Raw genomic sequence first — 14,398 nt, 5'->3', positions numbered from 1 at the left:
AAAACTTTTTTACTTCAGCTCCCGCCGCCAGAGCCGGAGAGGTAAACAATTGGAGAGCCATTGGTTAGCTATTGGTTAATAGCTTAGCTTCTTGCCCGGGGAAAGGGAAGATAGAGGTTGCAGGAGAAAATATAATTAATAAAGTATAATCTAAGAAGTTCCGGCAATTGTAATTTCTTATTCTTTATCTCATTTCATTTTTATCGAATTTAATGTTAATGCGAGGCACCGCGGGGGCATTTTTAACATTTTAGGTGTAGGGACGGCTTTTTAATCAAACAGATCGCTCTGCCAGACGGGGCCAGCTGAGCTGACGGCAGGAAGAGTGAGGAGGTCTTAAAAAATGAGGTATAGGGAGTGTAAGCGGCATGGTAACTTAAAAGAAAGAAAAACATGTCATAAAAATAAAAAATAATAGGGGAGGAATTATGATGACTGAACAAGCCAAGGAAAAAGGAGCAGGCGTTGCCTTTAGAAGTTACGTCCCAACGATAGTATTGTTGGCGATCATCATTGCGGTTGCCGTCTGGGCATTTTATTCCGGTATTGCTGTTCCTAAGGGCGCCCCCTCAATTACCGGCACAAGCGGTACCCTGCTGGTTATCGTTGGCTTAATTGCAGGTCTGCTGGGTGGAATTATTGGAACAGGCGGCTGCAGCGTAATGCTGCCAGCAATCCATTTCTGGCTTCACTATCCTGCCCCGCTAATCATATAGACACTGCCTATCATGAGGCCCGACTTTCTTCACGCTATTTCCTTGCCTGCCTCAGGGCCCGGGGTGAGATTGTAAATCTGCTTTACCTCAACGATCAATGCTGCTTTGGGGGTAAGCTGCGGCATCATCGATTTTACCATCTGGACTCCTTCATCAAAAATCTTACCGGACGTCTCAAAGTGGGCTGTCCCTTTAAACTGGTAGCCTTTGAGTGTTTCCATGTCCCATACGGCAACTGCCACATTGGGGTTGGCTTCAATATTTGCCCTGGTCTTGTTCATAAAAACGTCCATGAGTAAAATCTGACTTTCAGAGATTACTTTGCCAAAGGCGACGGCAACAACGTTCGGTATTCCATCTTTGGTTGCGGTTGCCAGGGACCATCCCTTGGTTTTTGACGCTGTTTCTTTCATTTCCTCAGTAATTTTAGGCACTTGAGTTCACCTCCTTTCCAGATTTTTTGTGGTAACTGAAACACCATTCGGCAGCAGGTTATTGCGACCACTGCAGATGCAACCTTTGGAAATACTTTGATACTTAGCCAATAATTCCTGTTTCAACCATTGACCTCCGGTAGGGGCCTGCTGCCTCTTCTTTCTGGCGCTGTAACCATAGCTCATCAGAGATGGTCTTCCACCTCATTGCCCGCTGGTCGAGATAAGCACCGATTTCTCCCATGAGGACGGTCTCTGCCCCTTTGTGGGTAGGACAGGCGCCACTTTCTCTAACAATCTCCCGCAGGGCCTCAGGGACATCGATGATCGGGCAGGGCCGCAGCAGGTTATCAGAAAACGGCTGACGCTTCTGGTAAGCCCTGAAGAGGGGGTGACTGGAGAACATCCTTCAAGCTCTTTTCCTTGATGTTGTCAACGGCGAAATGAGCAAAGGCACAGGGTTCCACATCACCCCTGGCATTGATGTGGAAGTAGCACCTTCCCCCGGCGATACACCCTCCAATGAGGGCACCATCGTTCCAGAAATCGATAATAGCAATTGGCTTTTCACTGCGTAACTGAACTATCCGGTTCACCAGCCATGCCCTTTGCTCAGGAAGCACCATTAAGTCTAAGTTAGGCTCACTACCTATAGGAATGTAATGGAAAGTCCAGACATACTTGACGCCTTTTTTAATTACTTTTTTAATTAGAAAATCAATAAACTCGTCACTGGCAACTTCCTCAACATTCTCTCTGGTGATGGTGATGGAGGCACCACACAAAACTCCCCGTTCTTTAAGGTAGTCCATTGCCTGGGTGATCCGCCGAAACACCCCTTTGCCCCGGCGGTGATCGGTACGCTCTTCCCAACCCTGAATACTGATTGCTGGGGAGATATTGCCCAGTTCCCGAAGCCGGTCTGCGACTTGTTCATTGATCCTGGTGCCATTGGTGTAGATCATGAACACCATGTCATTATGCTTTTCAGCGATATCAAAAAGATAAGGATACATGAAGGGCTCTCCACCTGACATCACCACAGCATAGATCCCTAATTCTTTGGCTTCGCAGAAGATCCGGTCGAGGAGCTCTGGCTCCAGTTGATCATGTTTTCTGTATTCTCCTGCCCAACAGCCAATACATTTGAGGTTACAGGCGCTCGTAGGGTCAATCAGGAAAGTAAAAGGAACATGGATGCCTTCTTCCTGTTCAACCTGAATCTGACGCGGTCTCCCAAGAAGAATGGCATTGAGGATGGTGTTGCAGACCAGTTTCTTGCGGACCCCATGGTCGATCTCCGAAAACAGCCTGTTCAAGTATTCTCTCATTACTGGGTCATTTTTATAAACCTGTTGGACATTTTGAACTGATTCCTTGTGCCCAGGAGCCCGGGCAATAAGCTCAATCAGGTGGAGAAAACGGGGAATGTTGGTTTCTGGATTGCCTTCAATATAACTCAAGACCTGCTCAATCAGCTTTTCACCCAGGATCTTTTTGGCATAATCAAGATTCAGGCGCTTAGATATCACTTTCACCCCCGCAGACCAAAAACCAAAAAATTTTAAAGAGAGATGCTTTTTAGCCAACATCTTCAAAATAGTTCTTCAATTGCGACTTCCTCTCTATGCTCCAAAACAGATGGTTAGTTGCTTTCGTAGAATCTCTTCCAAGGCGCTCGGCGGTACTTTTCATAATCGGCAAGTGCCTTTTTTAGTGCAATTACCGCCAATTTCGCGCAATGTTCGTATTGTTTAGGTAACCCTCCCAACTCTTTAATAACGTCTACCGGCTCTAGACTTAATGCTTCCCTTATTCCCTTTCCTCGTACCATTTCCGTAACCATATTCCCGCAGGCTACCGTTCCGATGCAGATATCGCTGAGAAAAGATGCCTGCTGAATAAAGCCGTCTTTAACCTTTAAGAATATTCGTATAGAATCTCCACATGGACCGGTATACCAGCCAGAATCGCCGTTGCATTCATTTTTTATCCATTTCTTTCAGGTTTCTTGGATGCAACCAGTTTTCGATCACCTGCTCTGAATAGCCAGTTTTCCGCAACTGTTCCTTTACTTCCTCTGTCTCCTTCTCGAAACTCATCTTCACCTGTCTCCCTTGAAATGAAATAAAGCCTATTCTGAGCCTGCCAGCGTGTAATAATTTTGCCTTTCCACGACGAGTGTAGTTGCCTTACCGGATGCGGTCAGTGCTTCGAGGTGTTGATCGCTTCTGTTATATGGATACCAAGACCTCCTGCAATATCTTCGGCTGTGCACGGACGCCTGCTCAGCAATGCCAGGATATCTGCCTCATTAGCTTCATAGGACGCAAAAATGTGAACTTTATCCTCCTTGTTCTCGCTGATGATGTCCACCTCTCCAGGGATGAACTCCTTCAGGGCGTACATTCGCTCCGGAGGGATTGGAAGGGCAAACTCCTCCGCAGGTGGCCGGGACACTGTGTTAAGCTGAACCCGAGCGGGGCCGATTTTCTTTATAAGAGCAGCGATTTTCTTCATCTCGGAAGGGATTCCCGTGACTCCGGCAAGCAGAAAGACCTCCAACCAGACCTCTCCCGAAAAGCGTTTGGTGAATTCGGCGAGGCCATTAACCATGTACTCAAACGAGATATCCTTATGCGGACGGTTAACGCATTGAAACAGATACTCATCTCCAGCGTCCAGGGAGGGAAGAACGAGGTCGGCAGCCATCAAGGCCTCTTGAACTTCTTTCATCCAGAGTAGCGAGCCATTGGTGAGAACAGCCAAAGGAACATCCGTCAGGCTTTTGATCTTGTCAATCAGTTCTCCGATGCAGGTATTCAGCGTCGGCTCCCCAGACCCTGCCAAGCTGATGTAGTCAGGAATATCTCCGGTGGCCAGCTTCCGTTCTAATTCCGACAGAACCGCATCGACTGCAACATATTCCTTTCGCTTGATAGTCTTGTCCGTGGTACGCCCCAGCTGGCAATACACACAATCGTAGGTGCAGGTCTTGAACGGCACCAGATCAATCCCCAGCGATCGGCCTAAACGCCGTGAGAGAACAGGACCATAGATGTGTTTAAAGCCGACTGCTTTCATGATTCATGATTCTCCTTCGCACGATGGTTTGCCGCAGCGCTCGGCTCGACCGCAGCAGGTTCTCCCGATTTGTTCCAGTGAACATCCGCCCCCGCCATGACCGGATCGGTCATGGCGGGACCCCTTGAATATAAAACCGGCACCGCCGCTGACCAATCTGCGTACCTTCCCCCGGCATTCCGGGCATTCCGTGATCGGTGCTTCTGTCACGGCCTGCCACCGCTCAAACCGGATGCCGCATTTCTCGCATTCATATTCATATGTTGGCATAAGGCGCCACCCTTCTAATTCTAAAAAATTGGCTTCCTTACTTTAATCAAAAATGCCAGTTAGAAAATATGCTGCAATGAGGCAAAGAAAGAGACACGTGCAGCTCTCCGCACGTGCCTGTGCTACATATCACTCTTCTCCTGGTTTACCTAGCTCCTTCAGGCGCTTTTCGATGCTCTTGAGACCTTCCTTTAGGATTTCTGCTTGACTCTTCAAGAATGCTGCTTCCTGCTCGGGACTAGCCGTATAAAAGGGGCGCCGGTAAAAAGGAAGCCCATTGCCAGTTCCAACCACGTCCAAATCCCCATCCCCTACCGAATCCGTAGGGGTTCATGAAACCGGGGACGGGAAATCTGGCACAGTATCCGGCCGCCCTTCCTGTCATCGGGCCAAGACCCATAGGACCAGTTCCGTCTCCTCTAGGCATATATTACACCCCCTTGCAATTACAAGATTACAGGATAAAAATTAACCCATGGCCATGGCCGGTATAGAGGCGCTACCCAGCCAGGATAGCCAAAACGTGCCCAGCCGGGCAGGCCGGTTGCGTAATACATCCATCTCCGACCCCAACCACGGCCAAAACCAAACCTTCTGCCGAAGCCCCACCACGGCATATGTTTGCGCCTCCCTCCCAGGAATCGTTATGGGCATATGCCCATTTATAATGTAGCCGTTGTTTTGGACATAGGTCAAGTCCGATTTTGCGTGTAAAATTCCCCGGTAAGATTTGTTACCTGTAAGCATCTCACTAAGCTCCCTCTAGCTCCATCTTTCTTAGCCGTATTATCTCGCCTTTCGTGATATTCTCCATTCGATAAAGACGCTGAGTGATCCCCGCTTTTTGGCAGAAACGAACGGAAGAAATCAGGAGAAAGAGGGAGAAAAATGAGGATTCCCCCGCGAATTTTACTCTAGACCACACTTCCAGAAACGGGGGGATCCTCAGTGAAACCAAACAGCTTTGTCAGATTCTTTATATCATGTTGGCATGATAAAAGCGCGAGCGCCTCGAATACAGGGATCAAAGGGCGGACAAGACCGAAGGGGTGCGGCGGGGCAGCCGGGTCGAGCCATGGGACTCAGAGCCCGTTATCATGTTTGGCTGCCCTACGACCCGCCCAGGTGGGAAAAGGTGTTTTAAGCCCGGATAGGTGAGTGTCGCACGGCCTTGGCCGCACCCGTGATCCCCAAGGAGGTGTGTTTATGCGCTGCATTGTCCTGGACGTGCACCAGCGCTATTGCGAGGGAGCCGAGCTGCTGCCCGGCGGAAAGATAAGGCGCTTCCGTGTGGCCACTACCCGCTGTGGGTTACCGCGGCATTCGCCAGGCAGCTCGGCCCTGACGCGCGCCTGGTGATGAAAGCCACGGGAAACGCCTCGTGGATTTACGATCTGGTTTCGCCGCACGTGGGCCAAGTCCTGCTTGCCAACCCCCTGCGCTTTGATGCGCCATCGCCGAGGCGCGCATCAAAACCGACCGGCTGACTGCAGGAAACCCTGGTTCGCCTTTTGGGTGCCGATTTCATCCCCGAGGTCTGGGTGCCAACTCCCGAGCAGCGCCAGCTGCGAGTACTGCTCCAGTACCGCACCCGCCTGATGCAGCTCAAGACCCGCTTGAAGAACATCGTTCATGCGGTGCTAGCACGCAACGGCTACCAAAGTCCAGCAAGCGACCTCTTCGGTCGAAAGGGCCGGAGGTTCCTCGAGACCTTGACCCTGCCTCAAGGGGAAACGAAACATTTTTCCAGTCGGCCCTCGGGCTCATCGATGCCCTGGACAAGGAGCTCAGGGCCCTGGAGGGGGAACTCTGCGCCCAAGCTAGGACCATACCGGAGCCCGGCTCTTGCTCGGCGTCCCGGGGCTGAATGTGGTGAGCATCATGACCATCCTGGCCGAAATTGGGGATGTGCGGCGCTTTTCCTCCCCGAAGAAGCTGGCCAGCTACGCGATCTAGTACCGCAGGTATATGCCTCCGGAAAGCGGCGCTACACCGGCCACATCACCAGGGCCGGCCGCAGCGTCTTGCGCTGGATCCTGGTCTAGATTCGCCCACGGGGCCGTGCGGGTGCCCGGTCCCCTGCAGGCGTTTTTCAGCCGCCTTGGACTCGCAAGGGCTACAAGGTGGCCATCGTGGCAGTGGCCAGGAAGCTGCTGACCCTCATCTGGACTCTCCTGACTCGGGGTGAGCCGTACCGGACCGCCGACCCTCTCCGGACGCAGGCCAAGGAGCGGCGGATGGAGCGGCGCGCAGCACCTTATCCGGTGGCGCAAGCGTCCGATTTGGCGCGTGAGGTGAGGCGGTTGGTCCTAGATGCGCTACCATTGCCTGTAGCGGCAGAAGAACGCGCTTGCGCTTTTTCATAGGTGGCTCGGTAGATTCCACAAGACCCAAATCAAAACAATAGCCCTCCTAGTCTTTGCTTTGATGCGCGTCCAGAGGCTGGGAGTCGCCCCTTTGGGCAGGGCGCTGCCTTCAAGAACAGCAGAGAAGCAACCGTTTCTTGGGAAACGAACGCATCCCACTGGAGCAGCTTGCAAAGGTGCTCGCCCGAACGATAATCGGCCCGAGGAAGCTCGCTCTTGTGGCACTAGACTGGACCGATCTTCGTGACGGAAAGCACCAAGCACTTGTAGCTGGAATTATCACCAAGGGAAGAGCGCTACCTGTTTTCTGGCGTGTTGTCCCAAAGGCAAAGCTCACCCTGAACCAGAATAGAATCGAGGAAAACTTCGTCTCTGCTTTAAGGAAAATCCTCCCCCGGGACTGCAAGGTGGTCATCCTTGCCGACCGGGGCTTTGCCAGGGTGACGTTCTTCCAGCACCTGGAGAGACTCAAGTTTAAGTTCGTGGTTCGGACCCAGACAAAGGTGTGGGTGGAATCTGAAAGCTTCAAAGGGACACTGGGGACCTTGAAGATCCCCCGGGGCACAAAAAGAGACCTGGGGATTACAAGATACCACAAAGCAGCAAAATGGCCAGTCCGGATTGTCGTCTGTTTTGATGTAAAACAAAAAGAACCCTGGCTCCTGGCGACAAATGTGAAGGACGAGCCTCTTTCCAAAATTGTCGCCTGGTATGGATGCCGCATGGAAGTAGATGAGTTTTTCAAGGACCTCAAGAATGAGCGTAATGGCTTTAAGCTGCGGGGCCTTGAGCTCTCTTCGCCGGGGCGTTACAACCGTCTTCTTCTCCTCGGCCTATGCCTATTTTCTTCTCACAGTAATCGGCCTCTGGGCCGAGAAAGAAGGGCTCCACTGAAGGCTTATGGCGAACACTAAAAAAGAGGTGCACCCTTGCTTCTTTCCGGGTAGGCTTCTATATCTTCTGTTTCTGGAAACGAAAGTTTTGGGGGAAACTACCCTCTTTAAAGTCCTTAGTTTTCAGGCACGTGGCGGATCTCTTAGGCGGGACGGGCTAAAAAAGCGGGGATAGCTCAGATAAAGACGACGTTGAATATCTGGAGGGTCTGAAAGGGATCGTACTTGCCCATTCCTGTCCCTCCCGTTTCGTCTCAAGCACAAGCTTTTCTGGGGCCACGCTTAGAACCTGAGTCCTCGGGGACCCGGGTCCTCCAGCCTGCATGTACCACACAGACTCTCAAATACAGCTCTTACGTCATCTCCAGAGATGTTCATCCTCAAAGCTGGCTTCATGAACCGAATGATTTCTTCGGCTTTTTCCCATGCTTCCTCGAAAAGGGCGGAAACATACAGCCTGTCCTCGAGCGCGCAACTGCCATAAACCTGTTGCAGTTAACTAGAGTTTTGGCCTTGGGTTCCTTTGCACGGAAACCGCATTCTGGTTTTTCTCGGTTGCAACACCGGAACGCCTTTCGACTTCTCGCAGAAAGGCGTCAAAGAGAACGGGCGCCCTTTCCGCCAATCCGGAATCCAAGATTTTCAGCCCGGAAGCTTCCCGGGAAAAGCCCTTTTGCAGCCTCTCCCATCTGCGCTTTATGCTCCCGAGCCTGGGCACAAGCAGGGAAGCATGTTTCAACAGGTGCTCTTTTCTCTCTTTGTACACTACTGCAACGTCTACTACATCTCTCACCTTGAGAGTTTCCGCCCTGTAGAAAAGCTTTTTCATGACGATTTCTTCGGGGGTCTCGACCCAAACACTTCTCCCGGCAATCTCCCTGATTTCGCAGCAGTCCCGCGTCAGGCGGGGGGCAATGATGAAGTCCACTTCCCCTTCGGGAAATTTCAGCTTGAGAAAGCTGGAGCCTTCGGTATAATCGTCAGTCATACTCGAAACGGCTCTGTTCAGGCGTGGCGTAAGAAGCGTGAGGTACTGAGCGTCAGTCAGAAAAATGTCAACGTCTTTGCTTTCCCTGTGCTGGAAGCGGAAAGCAAGGGCAGTGCCGCCCCCAAACGCCCATTCGCTTTCGGGAATACCCGAAACATCGAGAACGCGGAGCGCCTTCCTGAACAGGTCATCCCACATCCGCCAGCATCTCCTCCAGTTCCGGGTTGGGGTAGAGCTCTTTGACGAAAGTTTCGTAGTATCTCAGGAGCGCTCCATCCGAAATCTGGTATCGCATCGTAAATCTCGCGATATCCTGCAGGGGGACGTCGGTGAAAAAGTTGAAGATCTGGACAATGTACTTTTCGTCAAACTCCGTGTTTTTCAGCATCCGGGCAAGCTCTTCCTCTTTCAGGTAGTTAATTGTTTGGGCGTTGATAGTAGTCTCAATCACTTTCGCACCTTCCTCACAGCCTGAATACCTTCTTTATCTTTCCGGTTATTCTTTTTACGGGATTACTCTGTTCTGCTGTAGGCCTTTCCCCCAGCATCATCCGGTCTCTCCAAGCATTCGCTCCCTCGAAGGTTTTGAAGCGGTAGACTCCTTACATTCATTCTAATTGAACCGGGGCGCCCAGTCAAACAAAGGGTCGTTGGAGATGCTGTCAAGTAAAAGTAGGTTGTTCCCCGTAACCCCCAAGGCGACCCAGCCAGATTAGATTTTTTAAACCGAAGCATGAACCATGAAGATTAAAAACCCTGGTTGTACCCATGGATGGTCTGACGAAGCATGCCCACCAGGGAAACGCGTCCTTCAGTGCGGCACATCTGCCGCTTCTCCTGTTATGCCTTGCATAGAGGACCTGCTTTCCGCAGCAATGGATGCCCAAAGGGAACATCCAGGGGCTGCCGGAAATGTGCCTCAGAAAAGCCAGTCTAAAGTGAGCCGGCTGATCAAAAGGGCCAGCTCCCGGGTTCTCTGGTCGGGTCCATAGGCTGCCGGGAGAGATGCCCGGAGCCAGTCCGCGGGATCTTTTTTGCCCAGGCCGTCCGTTTGTCTCCTGGCCCAGTAGCTGTTTTGAACGGGCACCGGCTCTTTTCCCGGGGAGAGAGGCGGCCCGGGGAGGTTGAGCATTCTGCTAAGATCACCGCGTCTATGCGCAGCGGATGTGGGCGAGGTGATCTGCTCCGCTTACCGACCAGGAGGCCCCCAGGTGTTTGAAGCGCCGGGCAATGGTGTGCCCGACGTTTGGTTCGATCACTCCCAGGCCCCGGGCCGGGGAAGGACAGGGAAGGGCGCGCTCCCGCCAGTCGGTGATTCCCTCCCAGACGCTGTTGATGAGGCTCTGAAAGGCTTTTAGTTTTTCTTTTCTGGCTTCATTGGGTTCTGTGATGATCAGTGTTCCATCTCGCCGGCGAGTACACTTTTAATCAGGGTACGCGCCTTCTTTTCCTGCAGCCAGGGGCTTTCTTTCAGATGGCCGCCGGCTGTCTGGAGGGAGGGGGCAGTGTTCATCAGAAGAAACCTCCTTTGTGGTTTTGGCTGGATTGCAATGGAGGTTTTCTTCTTTTCTCAAGGGGAAAATCCCTCTTTTTCCCCTGGAATTATCTCCCTGGAATTGCTTGGTGGTTACCTACACTTATTTTACAGCTACGGAGTTGAAATCAGGATTTTGGTTCTCACTTTTTTTCTGTTATTATTGCCGGCAGTTGCCTACGGACAAGATTTGACAGTATATGTCAACAATAAGCCAGTTGACTTCCCTGACCAAAAACCGTTTATTGATGATAATAACAGAACTTTGGTTCCTGTTAGATTTGTAACTGAGGCTTTAGGTGCAGATGTAATATGGGATGATAAAACTCAAACAGTATTAATTAAAAAGGGAGACAAGGAAATCTCCTTAACTATTAATGAAAAGAAAATAACTATAAACGGCAAGGAGAAATATATGGATACCAGCCCTATTATTACAGATAATAATAGAACAATGGTGCCAGTAAGATTTATTTCCGAGAGTTTGGGTGAATTGGTTGGTTGGGATAGGAAGACCAATTCAGTCTATATTGGTGAAGGTGCAGAAAAGTTTATAGGGAGTGAAGTTACTGATAAGACTTTAGGGAAATGGAAAATATTCTATCCTTTTCTTAATAAGAGGGGTTACTATTCATTGGATGAGATAGCCTATGGTAATGGTGTCTTTGTGTTAATCGCAAACTGGAGCCCTGATCTAGGTTCCAATGGTATAAAATATATACTTCATCTGATGGAATGTCATGGAATTTTGCCATGAAGACGGCAGAAGGGATATATAATCTGGAATTTATTAGGAATTTATTAATGGTCAATTCATAGCCTTGGGTCAAAATAAGACTATATGGACATCACCTGACGGAGTAACATGGACGAAGAGAGATATTATTATAACTGGCGCAGACAGATATGTATTTAGCAAAGACCATCAGGATGAAGTGGAGTTCGCTGATTTTGCTTATGATGGAAAAAGATATATCGCAGTTGGGAGCGTCGATTATGCTCCATTGATATGTATTTCAAAAGATGCTCTAACATGGGAAGTGATAGATATAAAACATGTGGTTACAGGTGTACCAATTGACGAATCGGCCCCAAAAAATTGGTATTGGTTTACGCCTTTTTCAGGGATCGGTAACGTTATTTTTGAAAATAACCGCTTTATAGCAACAAGTTCATACCAATTTTTTGTATCAGAGGATGGGGAAAATTGGACATTAACCAAAGAACTGCCTATGGTACATGTATAATGAATCCTGAGTTTATCAGATGACCTTACTCAAACCCGCATGAAACCTGAAAAAGTTTTTTAAAAAGCGCGCATTTTGCCACTACTTTACTTAATCCTGGAAATCGTCAGCAGCAATCACATTGTTCGGTTGTTTCATGCGCAGCAGGCGCAGTATCTTATTGCTCAAATCAACTCCTTTGGTTTTAATGTAGTAACCCCTGCCGTCAATCTCGACTTTGGCGAAGTTCATGGAATTGATCGCCTCCCGGATCTTTTCCGGAGAAGCCTTGATTCCGGCATTTTGAAGCCTGAGCTCCAGGGTGCGGGCAAGGAGGAAGGCCAGGAAGCAAACTACAAAGTGCCCTTTGATCCGCGGCTCCGTCCAGTGGAAGACCGGCTGCACCTCGAGGGTGGACTTCATGATGCGGAAGGACTCTTCGATCTTCCAGAGGTTGTGGTAGGCGCTCAAAACCTCTTCCGCGCTCAGGTTTTTCTCACTGGTCTGGATGCCGTAGTAACCGTCGAACTGCTCGTCCCGTTTAATGGCTTCCTCATCCAGAACCCAGTCGGAGTCTGCGCCGATTTCTTTGAGAAATCTCTTGCCGCCCCGCTTGTTGCTGGATTTGATCCGCGATTTGTCGGCAAGCAGGGTTTTGGCCTTTTCGATCAGTCTTTCCCGGTCTGCCCTGTCTTTCCGGGCCCTTTTTTCGGAATAGGTGATGATCAGGTTCTCTTCCAGGTTGTAAACTTGGCCGTCTTCGTCTTTAAAGCTGTTGGTGTAGTCGATGATTTTGTAGCGTATCCTGTCTTCCGGATCCGTTGAGTCAGAGGATATGATCTCCTGATAGCCTTCAGGTGAGAAGATCTCCTTTTGCACGCTTTTCTTCATTCTTTTCAAGCGGGAGGCAAAGATGTAGCTGTAGCCTTTGTCCAGGATTTTTTTGAGGTTGAGCCTGCTGTTGATACCTCTGTCGGCGACGATGATCACCTTGCGGATGTGGAACCTCTCTTGCAGCTTTTCCAGGGCTTTCTCCAGGGTATTGCCGTCAAAGGTGTTCCCCGGAAAGAGGTCGTAGCCGATGGGTCTCCCTTCGCAGTCGAGCAAAAGTCCCATCACTACCTGCACTTCGTTGAACTTGCCGTTCTTGCTGAAGCCGAAGTCCCGCAGACTGTCAGGCTTGACGCTCTCAAAGGAGAAGGTGGTGACATCGTACAGAACCACGTCCACCTGCATGTTGAAGAGGTTCCTGTTCTTATAAAAGAGCATCTCTTCCAGTCTCTCTTTGTTTTCGCAAAGGAGATCCAGGGAGCGGTAGAGGTGGTTTAAGGATAGCTCCGGCATGTTCACGTACCTCTGCTGGTTGTTGAAGGTGCTCAGCTTGCTCATGGGGTCCAACAGGTGCTGAACGGCCATCAGGAAGCAGGCATCGTTCAGGCTGAACTGGACCTTGGTGCCTGCCGTAAGGGACGGCAGGAATTCGTGCAAATTAAACTCCTTCCATATTTTTTGGTAGACGAGGTAACCCCAGTTTAAGATCTCGGCCTCTGATGCGTTGCTCAGGTCAAGTGTTTGCTTTTGCTTTGCTTTGGAGAGTACCTGCAGGCGCAGGGCGAGGCGCTGGATGCTGGGATTGTTCTCGATCATGTCGAGCCTGCCCAGGTTGAGCAGGACTTCGTGTTTGGTGCTGCCGTTTTCCCGGTAGGACCTGACCAGCTGGACATATTGGTAGTTGTTTGATTTAGTAATCTTCAGGAACATGCCTGTATTATACCATGTCATGGGGCTTATTGCAAGTATCGTCAGCATTTATTAAAAAAAGTTTGCCACTACACTTTTTGCAGATTTTCATATCGGCATCGCCAGAAATGCCGTTGAAGCCATTTTTCACTTTTGAAAGCGGCAAATTTGGAGGGCAACTGATAAACTCAGGACTACTGTTACCTTCACCGTTCAGGACTTTCACCTATAGACAGCGCCCATGCCGGCGCACAATAAAGGGCGCCATGCGGCGCCCCCTTTAGCATCTGTCAACCGCTGCCCATAAACATGGAACCAGAACACGAACCGTTCCCTGCTTCAATCCTGAGGACATGTATGGGGCGGTTCGGTTATGGCAGGTGGGTCCGCCTTATAGTCAGATCCGGGAAAATCGGTTTCGATGATCATCAACTGCCCGCCCGGATAGACACCATTATTGGTGACCTTGTAATCATCATGATTATGGGCGATGTAAAACTGCGGGAAGAAAAAGTTGTCCGCCGCAGCCGAACCATAGTTCCAGGCGGCCCAGTTATACGGAGATATAAAAGAGCCGCGCCCCAGCCCTGTTTGCAAGATGATCTCCGTCCACAGATCTCTTGCGCCGGGGGAAGGCGGTATAAAGGTGCCGGCTTCTTTTGAGCGTTCTGTGGCGCTGGCAACCTGCTGTTTCAGCGACGGAAAACCCGCCTTGCCGCAGAAAATGTAATCAGCATAGGTGCTCCGCTTATCGTCGGCAGTGTAAAGGACGTCGTAGCTCTCGCCGGAACCGACAAGAGTAGTAAAATTCATTTCGTGAGCCGGATTATTCATATCAGCTACCCTTGGGTGGGTATCTTTCCCGACGATCAGGCCCATCCACCCGTGCGTATGGAAAGGTACGGGTTGATACCCCACGTTAATCAGGCGAAGCAGGAATTTATCTGGAGGCCGTATCTTATTCTGATGAAGGGTTTCGGCAGATTCGGCATCGTCTAGGTATTCATAATCCTCATGTTCGGAGTCCCCAAAGAAAGGCGTTTTTGAGTGCTTCTTTCTTCCTGTAGATACCCTGACATAAGCATCATAACCATCAGGGATGCTGTAGCCGAAATCGGGTACCAGGTTTTCCGGCAAGGTGGTTGGG

General features: G+C 50.3%; 17 protein-coding genes and 2 pseudogenes. 6 read left to right on the top strand and 13 right to left on the bottom strand.

Going from position 1 to position 14,398, the window contains the following annotated elements:
* The first annotated feature begins 428 nt into the window (after positions 1–428).
* Entirely contained in the window at positions 429–716 is a 288-nt protein-coding gene (locus HPY90_RS12850; RefSeq protein ID WP_287195042.1) for a hypothetical protein, read from the top strand.
* A 29-nt stretch (positions 717–745) separates the two neighbouring features.
* Here HPY90_RS12850 and HPY90_RS12845 read toward each other — a convergent pair whose 3' ends face one another.
* The 8 genes and pseudogenes from HPY90_RS12845 to HPY90_RS12815 all read right to left on the bottom strand — a co-directional run bounded on the left by HPY90_RS12845 (position 746) and on the right by HPY90_RS12815 (position 5,251).
* On the bottom strand, positions 746–1,150 hold the full coding sequence (locus HPY90_RS12845; RefSeq protein WP_287195040.1) for a pyridoxamine 5'-phosphate oxidase family protein: 405 nt from the start codon (positions 1,148–1,150) through the stop codon (positions 746–748).
* A 103-nt stretch (positions 1,151–1,253) separates the two neighbouring features.
* Positions 1,254–1,556: a hypothetical protein gene (locus HPY90_RS12840; protein WP_287195038.1), complete on the bottom strand. Its 303-nt coding sequence runs from the start codon at positions 1,554–1,556 to the stop codon at positions 1,254–1,256.
* Positions 1,501–2,682, bottom strand: coding sequence for a radical SAM/SPASM domain-containing protein (locus HPY90_RS12835; protein ID WP_287195036.1), 1,182 nt, complete (start codon positions 2,680–2,682; stop codon positions 1,501–1,503). The genes HPY90_RS12840 and HPY90_RS12835 overlap by 56 nt, the downstream gene beginning before the upstream one ends.
* Positions 2,683–2,795: 113 nt before the next feature.
* Positions 2,796–3,143, bottom strand: coding sequence for an iron-sulfur cluster assembly scaffold protein (locus tag HPY90_RS16200; protein ID WP_353733668.1), 348 nt, complete (start codon positions 3,141–3,143; stop codon positions 2,796–2,798).
* A 212-nt stretch (positions 3,144–3,355) separates the two neighbouring features.
* Complete coding sequence (locus tag HPY90_RS12830) at positions 3,356–4,234, bottom strand: radical SAM protein (protein ID WP_287195034.1); 879 nt, start codon at positions 4,232–4,234, stop codon at positions 3,356–3,358.
* A 3-nt stretch (positions 4,235–4,237) separates the two neighbouring features.
* Positions 4,238–4,504 (bottom strand): FmdB family zinc ribbon protein, encoded by a 267-nt coding sequence (locus HPY90_RS12825; protein ID WP_287195032.1) that lies wholly within the window; start codon positions 4,502–4,504, stop codon positions 4,238–4,240.
* Positions 4,505–4,633: 129 nt separating this feature from the next.
* Positions 4,634–4,889: pseudogene (locus tag HPY90_RS16195) on the bottom strand (DUF5320 domain-containing protein).
* Between the two features lie 83 nt (positions 4,890–4,972).
* On the bottom strand, positions 4,973–5,251 hold the full coding sequence (locus HPY90_RS12815; RefSeq protein WP_287195030.1) for a hypothetical protein: 279 nt from the start codon (positions 5,249–5,251) through the stop codon (positions 4,973–4,975).
* A gap of 1,098 nt (positions 5,252–6,349) precedes the next feature.
* Here HPY90_RS12815 and HPY90_RS16190 point away from each other — a divergent pair.
* The 3 genes and pseudogenes from HPY90_RS16190 to HPY90_RS12805 all read left to right on the top strand — a co-directional run.
* Positions 6,350–6,460, top strand: coding sequence for a transposase (locus HPY90_RS16190; protein ID WP_353733666.1), 111 nt, complete (start codon positions 6,350–6,352; stop codon positions 6,458–6,460).
* Between the two features lie 182 nt (positions 6,461–6,642).
* Positions 6,643–6,870, top strand: coding sequence for a hypothetical protein (locus HPY90_RS12810; RefSeq protein WP_287195029.1), 228 nt, complete (start codon positions 6,643–6,645; stop codon positions 6,868–6,870).
* Positions 6,871–6,995: 125 nt separating this feature from the next.
* A pseudogene (locus tag HPY90_RS12805) lies at positions 6,996–7,784 on the top strand (IS4 family transposase); the annotation flags it as partial.
* 478 nt (positions 7,785–8,262) lie between these two features.
* On the opposite strand, the gene HPY90_RS12800 reads toward HPY90_RS12805, so the two are convergent.
* The 3 genes from HPY90_RS12800 to HPY90_RS16185 form a co-directional block, all read right to left on the bottom strand.
* Complete coding sequence (locus tag HPY90_RS12800; protein WP_287195027.1) at positions 8,263–8,949, bottom strand: nucleotidyl transferase AbiEii/AbiGii toxin family protein; 687 nt, start codon at positions 8,947–8,949, stop codon at positions 8,263–8,265.
* Positions 8,939–9,202, bottom strand: a complete 264-nt coding sequence (locus HPY90_RS12795; RefSeq protein WP_287195025.1) for a hypothetical protein — start codon at positions 9,200–9,202, stop codon at positions 8,939–8,941. The genes HPY90_RS12800 and HPY90_RS12795 overlap by 11 nt, the downstream gene beginning before the upstream one ends.
* A gap of 700 nt (positions 9,203–9,902) precedes the next feature.
* Positions 9,903–10,088 carry a hypothetical protein gene (locus HPY90_RS16185; protein WP_353733667.1) on the bottom strand — a complete coding sequence of 62 codons (186 nt, stop codon included), beginning with the start codon at positions 10,086–10,088 and terminating at the stop codon, positions 9,903–9,905.
* 168 nt (positions 10,089–10,256) lie between these two features.
* Here HPY90_RS16185 and HPY90_RS12785 point away from each other — a divergent pair, with 168 nt between their 5' ends.
* Together HPY90_RS12785 and HPY90_RS12780 are read left to right on the top strand one after the other, a co-directional pair.
* Entirely contained in the window at positions 10,257–11,042 is a 786-nt protein-coding gene (locus HPY90_RS12785; protein WP_287195021.1) for a copper amine oxidase N-terminal domain-containing protein, read from the top strand.
* 178 nt (positions 11,043–11,220) lie between these two features.
* Positions 11,221–11,532 (top strand): hypothetical protein, encoded by a 312-nt coding sequence (locus tag HPY90_RS12780; RefSeq protein ID WP_287195020.1) that lies wholly within the window; start codon positions 11,221–11,223, stop codon positions 11,530–11,532.
* Between the two features lie 90 nt (positions 11,533–11,622).
* Here the strand turns inward: HPY90_RS12780 and HPY90_RS12775 are convergent, their stop codons facing one another.
* Both HPY90_RS12775 and HPY90_RS12770 read right to left on the bottom strand, forming a co-directional pair.
* Entirely contained in the window at positions 11,623–13,272 is a 1,650-nt protein-coding gene (locus HPY90_RS12775; protein WP_287195018.1) for an IS1634 family transposase, read from the bottom strand.
* A 318-nt stretch (positions 13,273–13,590) separates the two neighbouring features.
* Positions 13,591–14,398, bottom strand: an 808-nt coding sequence (locus HPY90_RS12770; RefSeq protein ID WP_502707213.1) for a cupredoxin domain-containing protein, incomplete at its 5' end; no start/stop codon positions are given.

It is taken from the genome of Syntrophothermus sp. (assembly GCF_013314835.1).
Lineage (GTDB): Bacteria > Bacillota > Syntrophomonadia > Syntrophomonadales > Syntrophothermaceae > Syntrophothermus > Syntrophothermus lipocalidus.
The sequence above is the reverse complement of the archived record's forward strand: the minus strand, read 5'-3'. Positions and strand labels throughout refer to the sequence as shown.

What these genes read in the sequence shown, in the direction of transcription:
- HPY90_RS12840 (WP_287195038.1), bottom strand. Translation starts at nt 1,556, where the DNA reads ATGTTCTCCAGTCACCCCCTCTTCAGGGCTTACCAGAAGCGTCAGCCG.
- HPY90_RS12830 (WP_287195034.1), bottom strand. Translation starts at nt 4,234, where the DNA reads ATGAAAGCAGTCGGCTTTAAACACATCTATGGTCCTGTTCTCTCACGG.
- HPY90_RS12775 (WP_287195018.1), bottom strand. Translation starts at nt 13,272, where the DNA reads ATGTTCCTGAAGATTACTAAATCAAACAACTACCAATATGTCCAGCTG.
- HPY90_RS12850 (WP_287195042.1), top strand. Translation starts at nt 429, where the DNA reads ATGATGACTGAACAAGCCAAGGAAAAAGGAGCAGGCGTTGCCTTTAGA.
- HPY90_RS12815 (WP_287195030.1), bottom strand. Translation starts at nt 5,251, where the DNA reads ATGCTTACAGGTAACAAATCTTACCGGGGAATTTTACACGCAAAATCG.
- HPY90_RS12800 (WP_287195027.1), bottom strand. Translation starts at nt 8,949, where the DNA reads ATGTGGGATGACCTGTTCAGGAAGGCGCTCCGCGTTCTCGATGTTTCG.
- HPY90_RS12825 (WP_287195032.1), bottom strand. Translation starts at nt 4,504, where the DNA reads ATGCCAACATATGAATATGAATGCGAGAAATGCGGCATCCGGTTTGAG.